General features: G+C 59.4%; 13 protein-coding genes. 2 read left to right on the top strand and 11 right to left on the bottom strand.

The annotated features are described in order from the left end of the window. Positions 1-11 precede the first annotated feature (11 nt). The 3 genes from HGSM_RS07040 to whiA form a co-directional block, all read right to left on the bottom strand. On the bottom strand, positions 12-1211 hold the full coding sequence (locus tag HGSM_RS07040) for a phosphoglycerate kinase (RefSeq protein ID WP_019148038.1): 1200 nt from the start codon (positions 1209-1211) through the stop codon (positions 12-14). 139 nt (positions 1212-1350) lie between these two features. After that, complete coding sequence (gene gap, locus HGSM_RS07035; RefSeq protein WP_019148037.1) at positions 1351-2355, bottom strand: type I glyceraldehyde-3-phosphate dehydrogenase; 1005 nt, start codon at positions 2353-2355, stop codon at positions 1351-1353. 558 nt (positions 2356-2913) lie between these two features. Beyond that, a complete protein-coding gene (gene whiA / locus HGSM_RS07030; RefSeq protein ID WP_019148036.1) occupies positions 2914-3894 on the bottom strand; it encodes a DNA-binding protein WhiA in 981 nt (326 codons plus the stop codon). A 1163-nt stretch (positions 3895-5057) separates the two neighbouring features. Here whiA and HGSM_RS07020 point away from each other — a divergent pair. Beyond that, a complete protein-coding gene (locus tag HGSM_RS07020) occupies positions 5058-6269 on the top strand; it encodes a chymotrypsin family serine protease (protein ID WP_154646269.1) in 1212 nt (403 codons plus the stop codon). A 55-nt stretch (positions 6270-6324) separates the two neighbouring features. On the opposite strand, the gene HGSM_RS07015 is transcribed toward HGSM_RS07020, so the two are convergent. The 5 genes from HGSM_RS07015 to uvrA form a co-directional block, all read right to left on the bottom strand. After that, on the bottom strand, positions 6325-6654 hold the full coding sequence (locus HGSM_RS07015) for a hypothetical protein (protein ID WP_154646268.1): 330 nt from the start codon (positions 6652-6654) through the stop codon (positions 6325-6327). A 102-nt stretch (positions 6655-6756) separates the two neighbouring features. Further along, positions 6757-7710: a gluconeogenesis factor YvcK family protein gene (locus HGSM_RS07010; protein ID WP_019148032.1), complete on the bottom strand. Its 954-nt coding sequence runs from the start codon at positions 7708-7710 to the stop codon at positions 6757-6759. A 2-nt stretch (positions 7711-7712) separates the two neighbouring features. Next, positions 7713-8651, bottom strand: a complete 939-nt coding sequence (rapZ, locus tag HGSM_RS07005; protein ID WP_019148031.1) for an RNase adapter RapZ — start codon at positions 8649-8651, stop codon at positions 7713-7715. Between the two features lie 60 nt (positions 8652-8711). Next, complete coding sequence (gene uvrC / locus HGSM_RS07000; protein WP_019148030.1) at positions 8712-10703, bottom strand: excinuclease ABC subunit UvrC; 1992 nt, start codon at positions 10701-10703, stop codon at positions 8712-8714. A 59-nt stretch (positions 10704-10762) separates the two neighbouring features. After that, positions 10763-13714 (bottom strand): excinuclease ABC subunit UvrA, encoded by a 2952-nt coding sequence (gene uvrA, locus HGSM_RS06995; RefSeq protein WP_019148029.1) that lies wholly within the window; start codon positions 13712-13714, stop codon positions 10763-10765. 204 nt (positions 13715-13918) lie between these two features. Between uvrA and HGSM_RS06990 the strand changes: the two genes are divergently transcribed. Then, a complete protein-coding gene (locus tag HGSM_RS06990; protein WP_019148028.1) occupies positions 13919-14209 on the top strand; it encodes a YciI family protein in 291 nt (96 codons plus the stop codon). Positions 14210-14385: 176 nt separating this feature from the next. On the opposite strand, the gene HGSM_RS06985 is transcribed toward HGSM_RS06990, so the two are convergent. From HGSM_RS06985 to uvrB, 3 genes are all read right to left on the bottom strand, one after another. Beyond that, a complete protein-coding gene (locus tag HGSM_RS06985; protein WP_040594707.1) occupies positions 14386-15384 on the bottom strand; it encodes a TerC family protein in 999 nt (332 codons plus the stop codon). A gap of 260 nt (positions 15385-15644) precedes the next feature. Next, on the bottom strand, positions 15645-16547 hold the full coding sequence (locus HGSM_RS06980) for a PfkB family carbohydrate kinase (RefSeq protein WP_019148026.1): 903 nt from the start codon (positions 16545-16547) through the stop codon (positions 15645-15647). A gap of 2 nt (positions 16548-16549) precedes the next feature. Continuing rightward, on the bottom strand, positions 16550-18628 hold the full coding sequence (gene uvrB, locus HGSM_RS06975) for an excinuclease ABC subunit UvrB (protein ID WP_019148025.1): 2079 nt from the start codon (positions 18626-18628) through the stop codon (positions 16550-16552). Between the last annotated feature and the right edge of the window lie 99 nt (positions 18629-18727).

Here is an 18727-nt window from a genome sequence, read left to right as displayed (position 1 = left end):
GTGACGTGTAATCAGGCGTCGAGGATAGCGATGCCTGGGAGTTCCTTACCTTCAAGGAACTCGAGGCTTGCGCCACCACCGGTCGAGATGTGGCTGAAGCCAGCCTCATCAAATCCAAGGATACGGACTGCAGCGGCAGAGTCGCCACCGCCAACGACCGAGAAGGCGCCAGCAGCGGTTGCGTCGACGATGCCCTGAGCAACTGCACGGGTACCGCCTGCGAAGGCGTCGAACTCGAATACGCCGGCAGGACCGTTCCATACGATGGTCTTAGCGTCGCTGAGCTTCTCTGCGAACAGCTTCTGGGACTCCGGACCAATGTCCAGACCCATCTGGCCGTCTGGGATGGAATCTGCAGCAACGATGGTTGCTGGTGCGTCTGCCTTGAACTCAGGCGCAACGATGATGTCGACTGGGAGAACGATTTCAACACCGTTCTTCTCAGCGGTCTCAAGGTAGCCCTTGACGGTGTCGATCTGGTCCTCTTCGAGCAGGGAGCTACCGACCGAGTAACCCTTTGCTGCGAGGAAGGTGAAGAGCATTCCTCCACCGATAAGCAGGCGGTCTGCCTTGCCCAGGAGGTTGCCAATGACGCCGAGCTTGTCGGAGACCTTGGATCCACCGAGCACTACAGCGTATGGGCGTGCGGGGCTGTCGGTTGCCATCTTGAGCGACTCGACCTCCTTGAGCACGAGGGTTCCAACTGCCGATGGAAGCTTCTTTGCAATGTCGTAGACCGAGGCCTGCTTGCGGTGCACAACACCGAAACCGTCGGACACGTAGAAATCAGCAAGTGCAGCGAGGTCGTCGGCGAGCGATTCGCGCTCTTCGTCAACCTTCGAGGTCTCGCGAGCGTCAAAGCGGATGTTCTCAAGGAGAGCAACTTCGCCGTCAGCCAGGTTTGCCACGGTTTCCTTGGCGGAGTCACCGATGGTGTCCTTGGCCAGGGTTACCTTTGCGCCGAGGAGTTCCTCAAGGCGCAGTGCAACTGGTGCGAGGGAGTACTTGTCCTCAGGAGCGCCCTTTGGGCGACCGAGGTGAGCGGTGATGATGACCTTCGCGCCTGCATCTACAAGGCCCTTGAGGGTTGGCAGAGCGGCACGGATGCGGCCATCGTCGGTGATGGTGGAGCCATCGAGTGGGACGTTGAAGTCCGAACGAACGAGTACGCGCTTGCCTCGGAGATCGCCGAGGTCCTCGATTTTCTTCATCTGATTTCTCCTACAACTGGCAGGTGGGGGCATAAGAACGCCCGCGGGAGCCGCTGGCCGGTTGGCCAGCTGCTCGCGCGGGCGATCTCATGTACATCTTCGGGATCAACCCGGGTTATCGCAGAAGCGATGTGCTAAATCAGAGCTTCTCACCGACGAGTACGGTGAGGTCAACGAGGCGGCAGGAGTAGCCCCACTCGTTGTCGTACCACGAAACAACCTTGACCTGGTCGCCGATTACCTTGGTGAGGCCAGCGTCGAAGATCGACGATGCTGGGTCGGTAACGATGTCCGAGGAAACGATTGGGTCTTCGGTGTACTTCAGAATGCCTGCGAGTGCGCCCTCAGCTGCTTCCTTGATTGCTGCGTTGACTTCTTCAACGGTTACCTCGCGGGAAGCGGTGAAGGTGAGGTCGGTTGCAGATCCGGTTGGGGTTGGTACGCGGAGTGCGTAGCCGTCGAGCTTGCCCTTGAGCTGTGGCAGTACGAGCGAAACAGCCTTAGCAGCACCGGTCGAAGTTGGAACGATGTTGATGGCAGCTGCGCGTGCACGGCGGAGGTCGCGGTGTGGACCGTCCTGGAGGTTCTGGTCTCCGGTGTATGCGTGGATCGTGGTCATGAGACCGCGAACGATGCCGAACTTCTCGTCCAGGACCTTTGCCATTGGAGCAAGGCAGTTGGTGGTGCAGGAAGCGTTCGAGATGATGTGGTGCGCTGCTGGGTCGTACAGGTCGTCGTTCACACCCATGACGAAGGTTGCGTCTTCGTTCTTTGCAGGTGCGGAGATGATGACCTTCTTGGCGCCAGCTTCGATGTGTGCCTTTGCCTTCTCTGCATCGGTGAAGAATCCGGTGGACTCGATCACGATGTCAGCGCCGAGCTCGCCCCATGGGAGGTTTGCTGGCTCGCGCTCAGCGAGAGCGCGGATCTTCTTGCCGTCAACGGAGATCGACTCGTCGTCGAAGGTGACGTCGTGCTTCAGGACGCCGAGAACGGAGTCGTACTTGAGCAGGTGCGCAAGAGTCTTGTTGTCGGTGAGGTCGTTGACGCCAACGATCTCGATGTCTGCACCCGACTCAAGGATGGCGCGGAAGAAGTTACGGCCGATGCGGCCGAAGCCGTTGATTCCGACGCGGATGGTCACAATGCCCTCGTCTCTGAGCGCGCCGGGTTCACCGACGCACACTAGGTTAGTGTCTGGAACGATGTACGTACGCCGACGTACGCTGAGATTGTCAGATTGTTTTCGACGTACGCTCACGCGCTCACCGGTGATTCGCCCTGTCGCACGTGCAGTCGGGCGGTTGGTCTGACAAGTAAAACTCTATACCGTTTTTGCCAGGCCCGTGGGGACAATGGTCCCTGAGTAAACAATTTTTTGCCGTTTTCGTCAGATAGAGCCACGGCGTTGCCACTAATTTACCCGCTGTTTGGCATCCCATGAAGTGGCTCAAACTGGGTTTATATCTGATTTTTTAACGCTTCTCGACGATCAACCTCGCCCCAGCGTCGCACTAGTTCTCCTGTGGCGAACAACGTGTCAGAATCCTCTCAACAGGCGAGACGGCTGACCAAGGGCAGAACACAGCCGCCGCGCCCCAATGGGACGCGGCGGCCGAAAATGAAGAAATAGCCAACTTTTGAGGGGCTCACCTCGTTGTCACGAGCGCATCGAGAACTCGAGCGTGGCCCTGGCAGGTAGCTAGAGATCTAGCAGATCAGAGGATAGGCCAGCTTCGGTGTCAGCAATACCTAGTTCCTTTGCCCGCTTATCGGCAGTGGCCAACAGTCGGCGGATGCGTCCCGCTACGGCATCCTTGGTCAACGGCGGTACCGCAAGTTGCCCAAGCTCCTCAAGCGACGCTTGCTTATGTGCCAAGCGCAGTTCACCCGCTTGACGCAAGTGATCAGGGAGGTCTTCGCCGAGGATCTCGAATGCACGCTCGACACGAGCCCCAGCCGCAACTGCTGCCCTTGCGGAGCGGCGCAGGTTGGCATCGTCGAAGTTTGCAAGGCGGTTGGCGGTGCCGCGGACCTCACGACGCTGCCGTCGCTCCTCCCACACGCCTACGACATCGGTGGCACCAAGTCGCACTAGGAGTGAGCTAATCGCTTCACCGTCCCGAATGACTACTCGGTCGACGCCCCGGACCTCGCGCGCTTTTGCAGTGATTCCCAAGCGACGCGCGGCACCGACTAGCGCAAGCGCAGCCTCGGGCCCCGGGCAGGTGACTTCAAGGGCTGAGGAGCGTCCTGGCTCTGTCAGAGATCCATGGGCGAGGAACGCTCCACGCCACGCAGCTTCAGCCTCTGCAACGCCCGCTGAGACGATCTGTGGTGGGAGTCCTCGAACTGGGCGTCCACGGGAGTCCAACAAGCCCGTCTGGCGAGCCAAAGACTCCCCGTCCTTCACTACTCGAACAACGTAGCGCGCTCCCCTGCGCAACCCGCCACCGGAAACTGTAATGAGTTCACTAGTGTGGCCATACACATCAGCAATAGTCGTCCGCAACCGATTGGCAGCGATTGCGGTGTCAAGTTCTGCTTCGATGACGATACGGCCAGAAATAATGTGCAATCCGCCCGCGAACCTCAGCGTCGCAGCTACTTCAGCCTTGCGACAGCTCGTCTTTTCGACTTTGAGGCGCGCAAGTTCATCTTTTACTTGTGCCGTGAGTGCCATGGTGCAATCTTGCCATCTTCTGCGCAGGCGTGTGGCCAGTTACGAGGAGAAGTTTGTCATAGCCACCCTGAGCAGGGTGAACACTCGCGATGGACGCTCTGTGGACGCTGCGAAGACAGTTTCCGCGATTGACGCCATCTTCGCATGGTCATCCGGCCATAGATGAGAGTACGTTCTCAACGTCTCAGTAGCATCCTTTTGCCCCAACCGTTTCGCCACAGCGACAGGTGACATTCCATCCGTGATGAGCAGTGACGCATGGAAGTGCCGGTTCTCACGCCAGCCGGTCACATGCTCGAGACACGCCCGTGTGCGCGCGGTAGCCCACACCTTCGCGAGCCCTTCAATTTCGAAGGGGTTACCCATCCTGTTCGTGAAGACGAACCCGGACCCTCGCTCCCCTAGCTCGCTCCTCACTTTGGGGCCGATCAGCAACCATCGTTCGGAGTACACCGTCTCGAGAGGAACACGCTCTCTCCCCGCGCATCGATCGCCGTCATGGCCATTCCAGGCGTCATCGACTGGCTTGAACGTTTCATTCCGTGGCTCGCCCCCCGGCTCGGACGCCTGAGTAGCCACGTTGACGTGCAGGCGGGCGCAGTTGGCGCGGCGCCAGCAGCTTCGAGCAAGCTGTCGTTACCTGAAAGACCCCTTCCCCCGTTTAAACCGGATCCTTGACTCCGGCTCTAATTGCCCTTCTTAAGCGCATGTTACGGTGGAACTGGCACCGTCGCCCAGAGATTGAGAGAAACGTGCGCCGCCATGTATTACTAGGACTCAGTCTTGTCCTAGTCTCGAGTGTCCTCAGTTCATGTAGTGAAAATATGGTTTGCAGCGCTGAGGCCCGCCAAACTGAAGTTTCTGTGGAACTGGTTGACTTCGATCCCGACGTTTCACTCAGCGTAAGTTGTGGGCACTCCCAGCCATGTTTCCCTTTCCAAAGGTCTCCAACCTCCTGGAGTGTAATCGTTGCTTCACCGTTACATGTTGATGAACTGGAGTACACCATCCTGGCGAAAGACTCGTCTCTCGTTAAGAGCGGGGATGCCGATATCACTTGGAAGGAGGCGACAACAACGGGGCAGTGCCCCGAAACGTACATGCATGCTACTTTGACAATCCTCAATGACGAGACGAGGTAGGCACGAAAGAACTCACATTATGTGAAGATCCCATTGGTTTTGACTCTAGTTGGAACCCTTTTGACATCGATGGTGCCAGCAAACGCTAGAACACTTGCAAAGGAACCATCAGAGCCCCACGGCATTGCGGATGCGACGCTCTCGCTCCCTCCCGTTCCAAATGATATGCGGCTTTTTATTGATGAGCTCAACGAACAACTCTCCGAAGAGATTTCTTTCTCCGCGATCGAGCTCAACGACGGCCGTGATGGCTTTGCAGTCTATTGGCACGGAGATCTAGAACCTTTAGAGGGTCATCTACGTGATTTGCCAAAACAATACTCGGTTGAAGTAAAGCCCACCAAGTTCGTTCCCGGTGAACTGAAAGACGAGGCGCGAAGGCTCGTCCAAAGCGGACAGGTAATCGGAGCTGGTGTCAATGTTGACGCCTCTTCTATCCACGTAACAATTCCGGACAGCGGTGCCCGTTCAGCAAAACCAGTAGTTTCGCGTTTCCCGATCGTCTCTGATACAGGGGACATCCTGCCTTCCCTATCGCGCAATGATGACACCATTGGGCACGGGGGTGCTTGGATCGCGATTCCAGCCAAGAACTTTAAATGTTCAACAGCTTTCGGCGTGACTAACAATGTAGTCACAGGAATGCTCACGGCCGCGCATTGCGCAGATGTTGGCGATGCCATTCAGACTGCGGCCGGAAGAAGCTACGGCACCGTAAATCAACGAAGCGTCACCCATGATGCCGCCCTAATCATCGGAAAGCCCGGCGGGTACGCAAGCGGTTTCTACCAAAACGATATCGGAACAAACCCCAATGACGACCCCTATGACATACCTGTCTTTGGGAGTCTAAACCCAGTTGTCAATGATGAAGTGTGCTTCTCTCCTGCATTCAGAGGGCTATCTTGCGGACACATCGTTACCTATGCGGGTTACACGTGGAGTTTTCCCGATAGTGGAATGAACTATATCCAAGGATTTCAAACTACTCATGCCAATAGCAAGAGATACATTGGGAAAGGAGATAGTGGAGGCCCAGGATTCGTCCTTACCTTTGATGATTACGGAGTTGCGCCCTATGCCGCGACAATCGTCTCTGGCATTCAGCAGTCCGCCCCTCCAGGGAACTGCGATTCTGGCCTGCTAGAACATCAAACAGATTGCTCACACATCGTGCTCTCGACTGGGGTCCGTGGAGCACTCTACTCCTTCGGCTTTGAGATCCTAGACTAACGCTATTCTCACAGCTCAAGCACGCCGAAGAGTACCTTGGGACAACACCTGGAAGCTATTGGGTTAGGTCACGAACTCGTTTACGGACGGCCGCATAGAGGAGCTCATCGAACTCTTGTATGCGAGGTTCCGCCACGACATGCATGAGCGTGGTGAGGGGCGGCCAGTCGCGTTTCCCCCTCCATGCTTTGCGTGCTTGCAGGGTGTACATGATGACGGTCTTGTCGACGCCAGCACGGATGAGCTGGTCGATCCCGGCAGCAGATTTGAGAACTTCTTCTTGGGTGCGATGTCCTGGTAGTTCAGGGCCGGTCATGGAGACTCGTTTCTGGACGCTGTGGGACGCTCTGGAACCTAGTGAATCGTTGTAAGTTGTTGATTTCATGCGGGTTACGGTGCACATGATAAAACGTCCCCGGCCACTATAAGCCCAGATGTTTCCCCAGTTCACGCAGCATTTCCTCCGTGAAAACCCACGGAAGGCAATTTAGGAGGAGATAGTTCCCACATCACCCAAGAAGTCGTCGAACACATCGCGGTAGGCAGCCGCAAGACGCAGGGAGTCATGGCGTGCGGTCCCATCGCCTCGCTTGACCTGCCGGAACAGGACACGAGCACCAAAGCCAGCAGCCTCGTCGAGAAGCGCATCAGCATTTTCCACTGCGGACGGGTCCGCAAGGACCGCGTCAATGCGCAGATCCGGGGCGTGATGCCGCAAAGCGGCGAGCAGGTCCGCAGCGTCCATTCCCAGCGTTTCCGAGACCGACGTGCCCAGATTCATGGTCAGGCAACGACGAGCCGGAGTCTCGTGCAGGGCGCGAGCCAAGTCCGGAACCAGCAGGTGCGGCATGACGGAACTAAACCACGAGCCCGGGCCAAGTACGATCCAGTCGGCTTCCATGACCGCCTCAACCGCCTCCTCACACGCAGGAGGATCACTCGGAATGAGACGCAAGTTCTCAACCTGGCCGGGAGTCGAGGCCACCTTAGACTGGCCCCTGACCGTCACCGATTCACCACCGAATAGCATGTCCGCCTCAATCGATAGTGGCACCGAAGACATTGGGAGAACGCGACCGCGGGCGCCAAGCAAACGCCCCACCCAATCAAGGCCCTCAACGGAATCACCGAGGATCTCCCACAGGGCGACAATCAGAAGATTGCCCACTGCGTGGTTGTTGAGGTCACCCGAGGAAGTGAAGCGGTGCTGCAGCAGATCACGCCAAGTCCTCCCCCACTCGGAGTCGTCACAGAGTGCAGCCAGGGCCATGCGTAGGTCACCCGGAGGCAACACATCGAGTTCGCTGCGGAGCCGCCCCGAAGAACCGCCGTCGTCTGCAACTGTCACAACAGCGGTCAGCTTCTCCGTCATCAGCCGGAGTGCAGAGAGCGAGGCCGCAAGCCCGTGCCCACCGCCCAAGGCTACGACGGCCGGCTGCATCGTCACTCCTTACCAAGATCGCGCGCGGTGACCGTCACGCCAAATCCAAGTGCCCTTAGGCGCTTGCCGATCTCCTCGCTGATCGCAACGGAGCGGTGCTTACCGCCCGTGCAGCCAATCGCGATGGTAGCAAACCGCTTTTCTTCGTTGAGGTATCCCGCGAACACGGGCTGGAGCGCCTTCACGTAGTTCTCGATGAATTGTTGTGCCCCAGGCAGAGATAACACGTAGTCGGATACAGGCTCGTCACGACCAGTCAGGTGGCGCAGCTCATCGATCCAGAAGGGGTTGGCAAGAAATCTCATGTCGGCCACGTGATCAGCGTCGAGCGGGATTCCGTACTTGAATCCGAACGACATAACGTTGATGCGCAGCTGGTCCTGGTGATCGTCGGAAATAGTCGAACGAACCACTCTCGCAAGGTCGTGCACGTTGCGCTCGGAGGTGTCGATGACAAAATCGGCACGTGACTTCAGGCCTGTAAGAAGAGACCGCTCAACCGTGATGCCATCGAGGATCCCGCCATCAGCCTGGAGAGGGTGCGGCCTACGCACCTGCTCAAAGCGGCGAACCAGAACCTCATCCGACGCATCGAGGAACATGATTCGGTATGAAACGCCGACAGTCTCAAAGTGCTGAAGCACCTCGTACAGATCGTTGAAGAACTCGCGTCCACGCACATCAACCACGGCGGCGAGGCGATAGATGCTCGAGCCGGCGTGCGTCATCATGCCTACGAGTGGCATCAGCATCTTCGGAGGGAGGTTGTCGACTACGTACCAGTCAAGGTCCTCAAGAACCGCGGCCGCGCGTGAGCGACCCGCGCCTGACATGCCAGTCACAATCAAGACCTCAGAAAACTGCGCCTTGGGGGTGTGCGCGGCCTGATCAACAGCGGGGATACCTTGGGGAACGGTTAGGGGGTCTGGCTCGATAGTCATGCCTTAAGCATGCCAAACTTTGAGCGGCCAGGCGCGCTCCGCCACTCGCCAAGCACCAGATCAGGCCTCGCCCGCCGGCGTTCCGGGGTGCAGCTGTGCATGCAACTTAGTGGCCGAGGGAAGAGCGTAGCCCTTGACCGCGGCAATCTCCTCAATCGAGGCGGCCTTGAGCTTCTTGAGAGAGCCAAAATGCTTGAGCAAGTTCGCGGCCTTGGCAGGCCCGAGCCCCGGGATAGCGTCGAGTTCCGAGACAATCATGCCCTTGGACCTGCGCTTGCGGTGCGCAGTAATGGCAAACCTGTGGGCCTCGTCGCGCAGACGTTGCATGAGGTACAGGCCTTCGGAGGACCTACGCAGGATTACCGGATAGTCGTCGTCCGGGAGCCAAATCTCCTCAAGCCTCTTGGCAAGACCACACAGCGCCACATCGTCAATGCCCAGATCGCTCAGGGCACGGGCTGCCGCGGCAACCTGCGGCTGGCCGCCGTCCACAATTACGAGACTCGGCGCATACGCGAACCGGTGTGGGTCGCGGGCGAGCGTGGCGTCATCGTCCTCAGTGATCTCTCCCGAGGACAGGATGAGTTCCTCCTGCGAGGCGGAGTCCTGGTCTTTGAGGTAGCGCTTGAACCTGCGAGTGATGACCTCGTACATTGCCGCGGTGTCGTCCCGGGCCCCCTCGCCCTCGGGTCCTCGGACGTTGAACACGCGGTACTGGTTCTTCTTGGCCATGCCGTCCTCGAATACGACCATTGAGGCGGACTGGTAGGTGCCCTGGTTGTGGGAGACGTCGTAGCACTCAATGCGCAGTGGAGCTGAGTCAAGGTCGAGTGCTTCCTGGATCTCCCGCAGCGCCTGGCTGCGGCTGGTCAGGTCCGAGGATCGGCGCGTGCGGTGCAGTTTGAGCGCCTGCTCGGCGTTGGCCAGAACAGTCTTGGCGAGTTCCGCCTTTTCCCCGCGCTGCGGGATGCGGACGGAGACGGCGCTTCCGCGGAGCTGGGTAAGCCACTGCGTTGCGTCTTCTACATCCTCAGGGAGTATTGGGACAAGCACTTCACGTGGCACCGCGTTCCTGCGCTCGTGCTGCTGATCGCGAGTGAGTTCCTCAAAGGGAATCTCCTGCGCGTACACCTGCTGAATGAGCCGGTCCACCAGTTGCTCGTCGGAAATGTCCTCGACCTTTTCCACGACCCAGCCGCGCTGACCACGGATGCGTCCGCCGCGCACGTGAAACACCTGGACCGCAGCTTCGAGGTCGTCCCCGTAGATGCCAAAGATGTCGGCGTCGGTGGCGTCCGAAAGCACCACGGCGTTCTTCTCGAGCGCGCGCTTGAGCGCCGTGATGTCGTCGCGCATACGTGCCGCCGTCTCGAAGTCTAGGTCCTTGGCGGCAGCCTTCATGCGGTCCTCGATGTTGCGGATGAACCGTCCGGTGTCACCCTCCATGAAGGAACAGAAGTCCTCCGCAAGCTCCCGGTGTTTTTCTAGGGTGATGCGCTCAACGCACGGCGCGGAACACTTGTCGATGTAACCGAGGAGGCACGGGCGGCCCGAGCGCTTGGCGCGGTTGTAAACACCCGCTGAACACGTGCGTATCGGAAACACGCGCAGCAGCAGGTCAAGGGTTTCTCTGATCGCCCACGCGTGACCGAACGGACCGAAGTAGCGGTTGCCCGCCTTCTTGGAGCCTCGCATCACCTGGGCGCGCGGCACTTCCTCCGACATGGTGACCATCAGGAACGGGTAAGACTTATCGTCCTTGAGCTTGACGTTGAAGCGAGGCTCGAACTCCTTGATCCAGGTGTACTCGAGGGCCAGCGCCTCAACTTCGGTGCCCACGATTGTCCACTCCACAGCGCTTGCCGTGGTGACCATGGTTTGAGTTCGCGGGTGCAGCGCCGAGAGGTCCTGGAAGTAATTGGACAGCCGGCTGCGCAGATTCTTGGCCTTGCCCACGTAGATGACCCTGCCCTCGTGATCACGAAAGCGGTAGACCCCGGGGTTCGTAGGGATCTCCCCGGGTTTCGGGCGATAGGTGGATGGGTCAGCCATGGTGCGACTATGTCACTTTCCGGGTACTCGAACAACTGAAGTGGTGCCGTGGTGGCGCGCTAGTCCTTCTTCTTGATTCGGGTAGCGCGCGAGGAGGTTGCCTTCTTCTTAGCAGCGGTCTTGGCGGGTACCTTTCCTACAGGAACAGGATCAGCAACCGGCACTGCCGGGTGCGCATCCAGCAGTTCCTTGAGGTACTTGCCCGTGTGGGAGGCCTTGGTCGCCGCGACGAGCTCGGGGGTCCCCTCGGCTACAACCGTTCCACCACCGGAGCCTCCCTCAGGGCCCATGTCAATGACCCAGTCGGAGCTCTTAATGACGTCGAGGTTGTGCTCGATGACCAGTACCGTATTGCCCTTGTCCACTAGGCCCTGGAGCACCAAGAGCAGCTTGCGAATGTCCTCGAAGTGGAGGCCCGTGGTGGGCTCATCAAGGACATAGATGGTGCGTCCCGTGGAACGCTTCTGGAGTTCGGCGGCGAGCTTAACACGCTGCGCCTCTCCACCCGAGAGTGTCGGAGCAGGCTGGCCAAGACGAACATAGCCGAGTCCTACCGACACGAGCGTATTAAGGTGACGTGCAATGGCGGGAATGGCGGCGAAAAACTCCGCTGCTTCCTCGATGGGCATCTCGAGGACATCCTGCACAGACTTGCCCTTGAACTTGATCTCCAGAGTTTCGCGGTTATACCGCGCACCCTGGCATACCTCGCACGGGACGTAGACGTCCGGCAGGAAGTTCATCTCGATCTTGATGGTTCCGTCACCCGAGCATGCCTCGCAGCGTCCACCCTTGACATTGAACGAGAAGCGTCCGGGACCGTAGCCACGAACCTTGGACTCGTTGGTCTCCGCAAAGAGCTTGCGGATGTTGTCCCACAGGCCCGTGTACGTGGCAGGGTTCGAGCGCGGTGTGCGGCCGATAGGACCCTGGTCAACGTGAACCACCTTGTCGAGGTGTTCGAGACCCTCTACACGCCTGTGCAGACCTGCTACGCGCCGCGCGCCGTTTAGTTTGTTGGCAAGCACCGTGTACAGGATTGAGTTCACCAGGGTCGACTTACCCGAACCAGAAACACCAGTGACTGCGGTCAGCACGCCGAGTGGGAAGTCCACGTCCACGTTCTGGAGGTTGTTCTCCCGGGCCTCAACAACGCGGAGCATGCGTTCCTTGTTCACGCCGCGGCGGGAGGCAGGAAGCTCGATTTCCTTGGCGCCGGAGAGATACTGCCCGGTCACGGACTTCTTGTTCTTGAGGAGCTCCTTGTAAGAGCCGGAGTGCACCACGTGTCCACCGTGCTCGCCAGCGCCAGGACCGATGTCCACGATCCAGTCGGCCATTCGGATGGTGTCCTCGTCGTGCTCAACAACGATGAGGGTGTTTCCGAGGTCCCTCAGGCGGGTCAGGGTATCAATCAGCCTGCGGTTGTCGCGCTGGTGTAGTCCGATCGACGGCTCGTCGAGCACGTACAGCACACCCACCAAGCCCGAACCAATCTGAGTGGCGAGGCGGATGCGCTGGGCTTCTCCACCGGACAGGGTTCCCGCTGCGCGTGACAGTGTCAGGTAATCCAGACCAACGTCGAGGAGGAAACCGAGGCGGTCTTGGATCTCCTTGAGGACTGCAGCGGCAATCTGCCGCTCACGGACGCCGAGTTCAAGTGCGTCGAGGAATGGCTTGCAGTCCTTGATGGAGAGTGCGCAGACCTCGGCAATCGACTTGCCGCCGACTTTGACGGCGAGAACCTCAGGCTTGAGGCGCGTCCCGTCACACTCAGGGCAGGGCACCTCGCGCATGAACGCCTCGTACTTTTCCTTTGCCCACTCCGAATCGGTCTCGTTGTGGCGGCGCTCGATCGAGGCGATAACGCCCTCGAAGCCCGTGGAGTACGCGCGTTCGCGCCCCCATCGGTTGCGGTACTTTACGTGCACCTTGTGGTCCTTGCCATGCAGGACCGCGTCCTGGATATCCTGTGGCAGGTCCTTCCACGGCGTGTCGAGTGAGAAGTCAAGCTCGTCGGCGAGTGCGGTTAGCACACGCTCGTAATACTCCGAGCTCGAGCTCGCCCACGGGGCGATGGCGCCCTGGGAAATTGACTTCTCGTCATCCGGGATGACCAGTTGCGGGTCGATCTCGAGGCGGTTGCCGAGTCCAGTACACACGGGGCACGCACCGTACGGGGCGTTGAAGGAGAACGTGCGGGGCTCGATCTCGTCCAGAGTCAGCTCGTGGTCGTTCGGGCAGGCGCGCTTCTCCGAGAAGCGGCGCTCACGGGTGGGGTCATCTGCGTCAAGGTCAACCATGTCGACAATGACGAGCCCCTCTGCTGTAAGTAGAGCGGTCTCCACGGAGTCGGTCAGACGCTGCTTGATCGAATCCTTCACCACGAGGCGGTCAACGATGACCTCGATCGTGTGTTTGATCTTCTTTTCCAAGGTTGGCGGCTCAGACAGCGAGTGCACCTCTCCGTCCACGCGGACACGCGCAAAGCCCTTGGCCTGGAGCTCGGCAAAGAGCTCCTGGTATTCGCCCTTGCGTCCGCGGATGACTGGGGCAAGGATCTGGAAGCGTGTGCCCTCTGGGAGTGCAAGCAGGCGGTCAACGATCTGCTGCGGCGTCTGTGCGGTGATCTGCTCGCCGCAGGTTGGGCAGTACTGTGTTCCGGCGCGGGCGAACAGCAGGCGCAGGTAGTCGTAGACCTCGGTGATCGTTCCCACGGTCGACCGAGGGTTGCGGTTCGTAGACTTTTGGTCGATAGACACGGCCGGCGACAGGCCCTCGATGAAGTCCACGTTGGGCTTGTCCATCTGCCCAAGGAACTGGCGCGCATACGCGGACAGCGACTCAACATAACGGCGCTGACCCTCCGCAAAAATGGTGTCGAACGCCAGGGAGGACTTTCCGGAACCTGATAGACCCGTGAACACTATGAGTTGATCGCGGGGCAGATCAATGTCGATGTTCTTGAGGTTGTGTTCGCGGGCGCCTTGCACGATAAGTCGATCAGTCACCCGACCATCTTATGCGTAAAGTAGGCCGTCGTACACGTGTTCGAATCGGTGTGGCGGGACACATTTTTTCGGCCCTTCCCAACTAGCACCACCAATCCGACAGGACCGCTGGTCCGCGCCTCACGCCGGGAGCGGTCGCTCGCCTTGTCCAAGTCGTGATGTTGGCATGACCACTTTTTCCTTGCCACCTGGTTAGAATCTGGCATGCAGACTTTCGCAATCACGTACGTGTACTCCCCCAATGTTGCAGCCCTCGACGAGCACCGCCCCTCGCACCGCGCCTACCTGACCGCACTTGCGGCGGCTGGTTCCGTCATGGCTTCTGGCCCCGTCCGCCAAGAAGACATGAGCGGCGCGCTTATTATCGTCCGCGCCGCCGACGCTGGCGCCGCCTTGGGCCTTCTCGAGCAAGATCCGTTCTGGCAGGCTGGCCTCGTTGTTGACCGTGCCGTTGTGGAGTGGAACATCGTGGTCGGCCCGTGGGCCACTGCCTGACAAAGGCATAGCGAGCGCCCAGCGATCCAACACTGATCGTCTGCCGACCGCACCCGAACACCAAAATGTTCATCTAGGTCTCGTTGACCGACCAGTCGACACACACAAGCGGGGTGGGTTTCACCAGAAGAATCTGGTGAAACCCACCCCGCTTTGTCATCCTATTCAGCAGCCAATCAGCCCTGAACGGACTCGAGTTGCTTCTTGCGGTCGGACTTGTCCTTGATGAGCGATGCAATCGTGGTGACAACGAGCGTGCCCACGATGACGGCCATCGACGTACCGATCGTGATCTCCGGCGCTCCGAGAACAGGCTGGCCACCGTTGATGAATGGCAGTTCGTTCACATGCAGTGCGTGCAGCACAAGCTTCACACCGATGAAGCCGAGGATGACGGCCAGACCGTAGTTGAGGTACACAAGGCGCTCAAGCAGACCGTCTACAAGGAAGAAGAGCTGGCGAAGACCGAGCAACGAGAATGCGTTGGCAGCAAACACCAGGTATGGGTCCTGGGTGAGTCCGAAGATTGCAGGAATCGAGTCGACTGCGAACAGCAGGTCGGCGGATCCAATTGCGATCATGACAATGATCATTGGGGTCACCATGCGCTTGCCATCAACCTTGACGAACACGCGGTCGCCCACGTAGGAGTCGGCCAGAGGAAGGACGGTGCGGAGCTTACGGATGAGCGCGTTCTCGTGGTACTCGTCCTCTTCCTTGCTTGGAAGAGCCTGGTGGATTGCGGTCCACACTAGGAACGCACCAAAGATGTAGAAGACCCACGAGTAGTTCTCAATGACAGCTGCACCGAGCAGGATGAAGATGGTGCGGAAGATCAGCGCAACCACGATTCCGAACAGCAGAACCTTCTGCTGGTCTTCGCGGGGGACCTTAAACGCGGCCATGATCAGGATAAACACGAACAGGTTGTCGAGCGAAAGTGACTTCTCAGTCAGGTAACCGGCAAAGTACTCGGTTCCCATCTGGCTGCCGTACACGCCCCAGATGATGCCGCCAAAAATCACTGCGATGGCGATATAGATTGCCGACCAGACTGCGGCTTCCTTGATCGTTGGTGCGTGCGGCTTGCGCACGTGTCCCACGAAGTCGACGGTCAACATGACCAAAATTAGGGCTACTGTGACGATCCACAGAACGATATGAACGCTATCCACCGATAAACCTCCGGCACGTAGGTGACCGAAGGTCTCTCCCGCCTCACGCCTTACGCGTATTCCAACGTTCGCTTTGACCCAAGCGTTCGTAGTAGGCCCGCGACCCCGGGTCCGTCATGGGACGACCGTGATGACGACATCGCAGTTGGTGGGATACTCCCCTTCTCCATCGTCCATTATCGCCTATGGGCACCGGAACTTTCGTCTTGTACGCCTCTAGTCACAGGCGAGATGCGTCACGTTCCACGCATTTTGGCTTGTCATCCTAGGTATTTGAGCCAGTTGCGTGGACCCACATGGGACACTCGCGTGGCCGCCACGCGCGCGGCAAGCCCCAAATTTTCGACGATATTGCCGGGTCCCGTCAGCGCCACGCCGTACGCGTACCCTCCGTGGAAGGCATCTCCTGCGCCAAGCGTATCGACCGCCCGCACGCTGTGTGCGGGGACCTCTCCAGTGGCGCCGAATGCGTGCCAAGCGATTGGCCCCGCCCCGTGGGTCTGCACGACAACGCCGCCGGCGAGCCGCCCGCTCGGGGTGTTTCCGTCCGAGGGCATCCATCCGTGCGGGTCTGTGAAGTCCGCAGACGCCACAATGTGACGATCTGGCTCGAGGATCCATTCAAACTGGGGCTTCCAGCGGCCCGCATCAACTACGACAGGGATGTCCGAGGGCACCAGAGCCAGCACCGCGCGAAGCATCTCGGGGTGATGCCCGTCAGCTAAAACAACACCCGCCCCAGACAGACCCTCGCTCACCGCAGCGGCGGCGTCCGACTCAAGTTCAACCACCACCGACCCGCCATCCGTGGACACCACGGAACGGTCGCCGTTCCCGTCGATGACGGTGATGCTTGAAAGTCCGAGCGCAAAGCTCGGCGGTGCGCAGTCGATGATCCGCACGCCGTGGGACTCGAGGTCCGCGCGCGCCAGATCCGAGGGCGCGCCCTCCCCTAGCGCTGTAACAAGCACGGCCTCGCCGCCGAGCGCCGCGAAAGTCACTGCAGCATTGGCAGCAGGACCGCCCGCCGCTATATCTTGGCGCAGCGCCGTGACCTTCTCGTTCTGCGCGGGGGCGTGCTGCACCCTGCTCAGGATGTCGAGCACTGTCAGGCCCACGAACACGCCGCGCGGACGCTCCACACCGGTGAGAAAACTAGTCACGGTTACTTGGTTGCCTCGTTCATCTGACGCAGTTCCTTTTTCAGGTCGGAGAGCTCATCACGTAGACGGGCCGCAAGTTCGAACTGGAGGTTCTCTGCGGCCTCGTGCATCTGCGCGGTAAGCTGCTCGATCAGGCTCGCGAGGTCCGTGGAAGCGCTCACGGTAAACGCCTTTTCTACCGCTGAAGTAGCTGCGCTGCGGTCGGCCTCTCGTCGGTAGCCTCCCTTGAGCAGGTCCTGAGTGTCGATGTCCTCGCGGGCGAGCATGTCCGTGACGTCCGCGATCTTTTTGCGCAGAGGCTGAGGGTCAATCCCGCGCTCGGTGTTGTATGCGATCTGCTTCTCGCGGCGGCGGTCGGTCTCCTCGATCGCGTGGGCCATTGCGGGCGTGATCGAGTCTGCGTACATGTGAACCTGGCCGGACACGTTACGTGCGGCACGGCCGATGGTCTGGATGAGGGAACGTGGCGAGCGAAGAAATCCCTGCTTGTCCGCGTCCAGGATTGCCACGAGCGACACCTCGGGAAGGTCGAGCCCCTCACGCAGGAGGTTAATTCCCACGAGAACGTCGTACTCGCCGAGGCGAAGCTCCCGGAGGAGCTCAACGCGTCGCAGCGTGTCGATGTCCGAGTGCAGGTATCGCACGCGCACGCCCTTGTCCAAGAAGTAGTCGGTGAGGTCTTCTGCCATCTTCTTGGTCAAAGTGGTGACAAGCACGCGCTCGTCCTTGGCCACGCGTTCGTTGATCTCTCCCAGCAGATCGTCAATCTGTCCCTTGGTGGGCTTGACTGTGATCTGCGGGTCGACGAGTCCGGTGGGCCTGATGATCTGTTCGACGTAACCGTCCGAGAGCGCCATCTCGTAGTCGCCGGGGGTCGCGGAGAGGTAGACGGTCTGGCCGATGCGGTCCACGAACTCCTCCCACTTGAGCGGGCGGTTATCCATAGCGCTCGGGAGACGGAAACCGTGCTCCACGAGGCTCCGCTTGCGGGACATGTCGCCCTCATACATCGCGCCGATCTGCGGGACGGTCACGTGGGATTCGTCAATGATGAGCAGGAAATCGTCTGGGAAGTAGTCGAGCAGCGTGTTGGGTGCACTCCCGGACTCGCGGCCGTCGATATGCCTCGAGTAGTTTTCAATCCCTGAGCAGCTCCCCACTTGGCGCATCATCTCGATGTCGTAGGTGGTGCGCATGCGCAGGCGCTGGGCTTCCAGCAACTTGTTCTGCCTCTCGAGCTCATCCAGGCGCACCTTGAGTTCCGCCTCGATCGAGTTGATGGCGCGTTCCATGCGCTCAGGGCCGGCCACGTAGTGGGTCGCCGGGAAGATGTGGATGCTGTTGACCTTGGACACAATCTCGCCGGTGAGCGGGTGCAGCGTGTAGATGGCGTCAACCTCATCCCCAAAGAACTCGAGCCGGATGGCGAGTTCCTCATACACAGGAATGATCTCCACCGTGTCTCCGCGCACACGGAACGTCCCGCGCGTGAAGGCCACGTCGTTTCGGGCGTACTGCATGAGCACAAACTGGCGCAGCAGTTGGTCGCGGTCGATCTCGTCGCCTACATCGATCCTGACCATGCGGTCCACGTATTCCTGCGGGGTTCCCAGACCATAGATGCAGGACACCGAGGCCACCACGACCACGTCTCGGCGGGTTAGCAGGTTGTTGGTGGCGGAGTGTCTGAGCCTCTCAACTTCCTCGTTAATAGAGGAGTCCTTTTCGATGTACGTGTCCGTTTGGGCGATGTACGCCTCTGGCTGGTAGTAATCGTAGTAGGACACAAAGTATTCGACAGCGTTGTTGGGCAGGAGTTCGCGGAACTCCGTGGCCAGCTGGGCCGCGAGCGTCTTGTTAGGTGCCATCACAAGCGTGGGGCGCTGCAACTCCTCAATCAACCAGGCACTCGTTGCCGACTTTCCGGTACCCGTGGCACCCAGCAGAACCACGTCCTTTTCGCCTCCTCGAATGCGCTCCGCAAGCTCGGCGATAGCAGTGGGCTGGTCACCGGCCGGGGAGTACTCGGAGACGACTTCGAAGGAGTTCTCGGCACGTACGAGGTCTGTTACTGGACGCATGCTTCTACCTTAATTCCGCCCACTGACATTGTGCGCATCAGTCTCCCCACAAAACGCTGGGACCTTTTTCTCAAGAACCATGGTTTTTAATATGGAACA

Origin of the sequence: Timonella senegalensis JC301 (genome assembly GCF_000312125.1) — a bacterium.
GTDB classification, from domain to species: domain Bacteria; phylum Actinomycetota; class Actinomycetes; order Actinomycetales; family Cellulomonadaceae; genus Timonella; species Timonella senegalensis.
The sequence above is the reverse complement of the archived record's forward strand: the minus strand, read 5'-3'. Positions and strand labels throughout refer to the sequence as shown.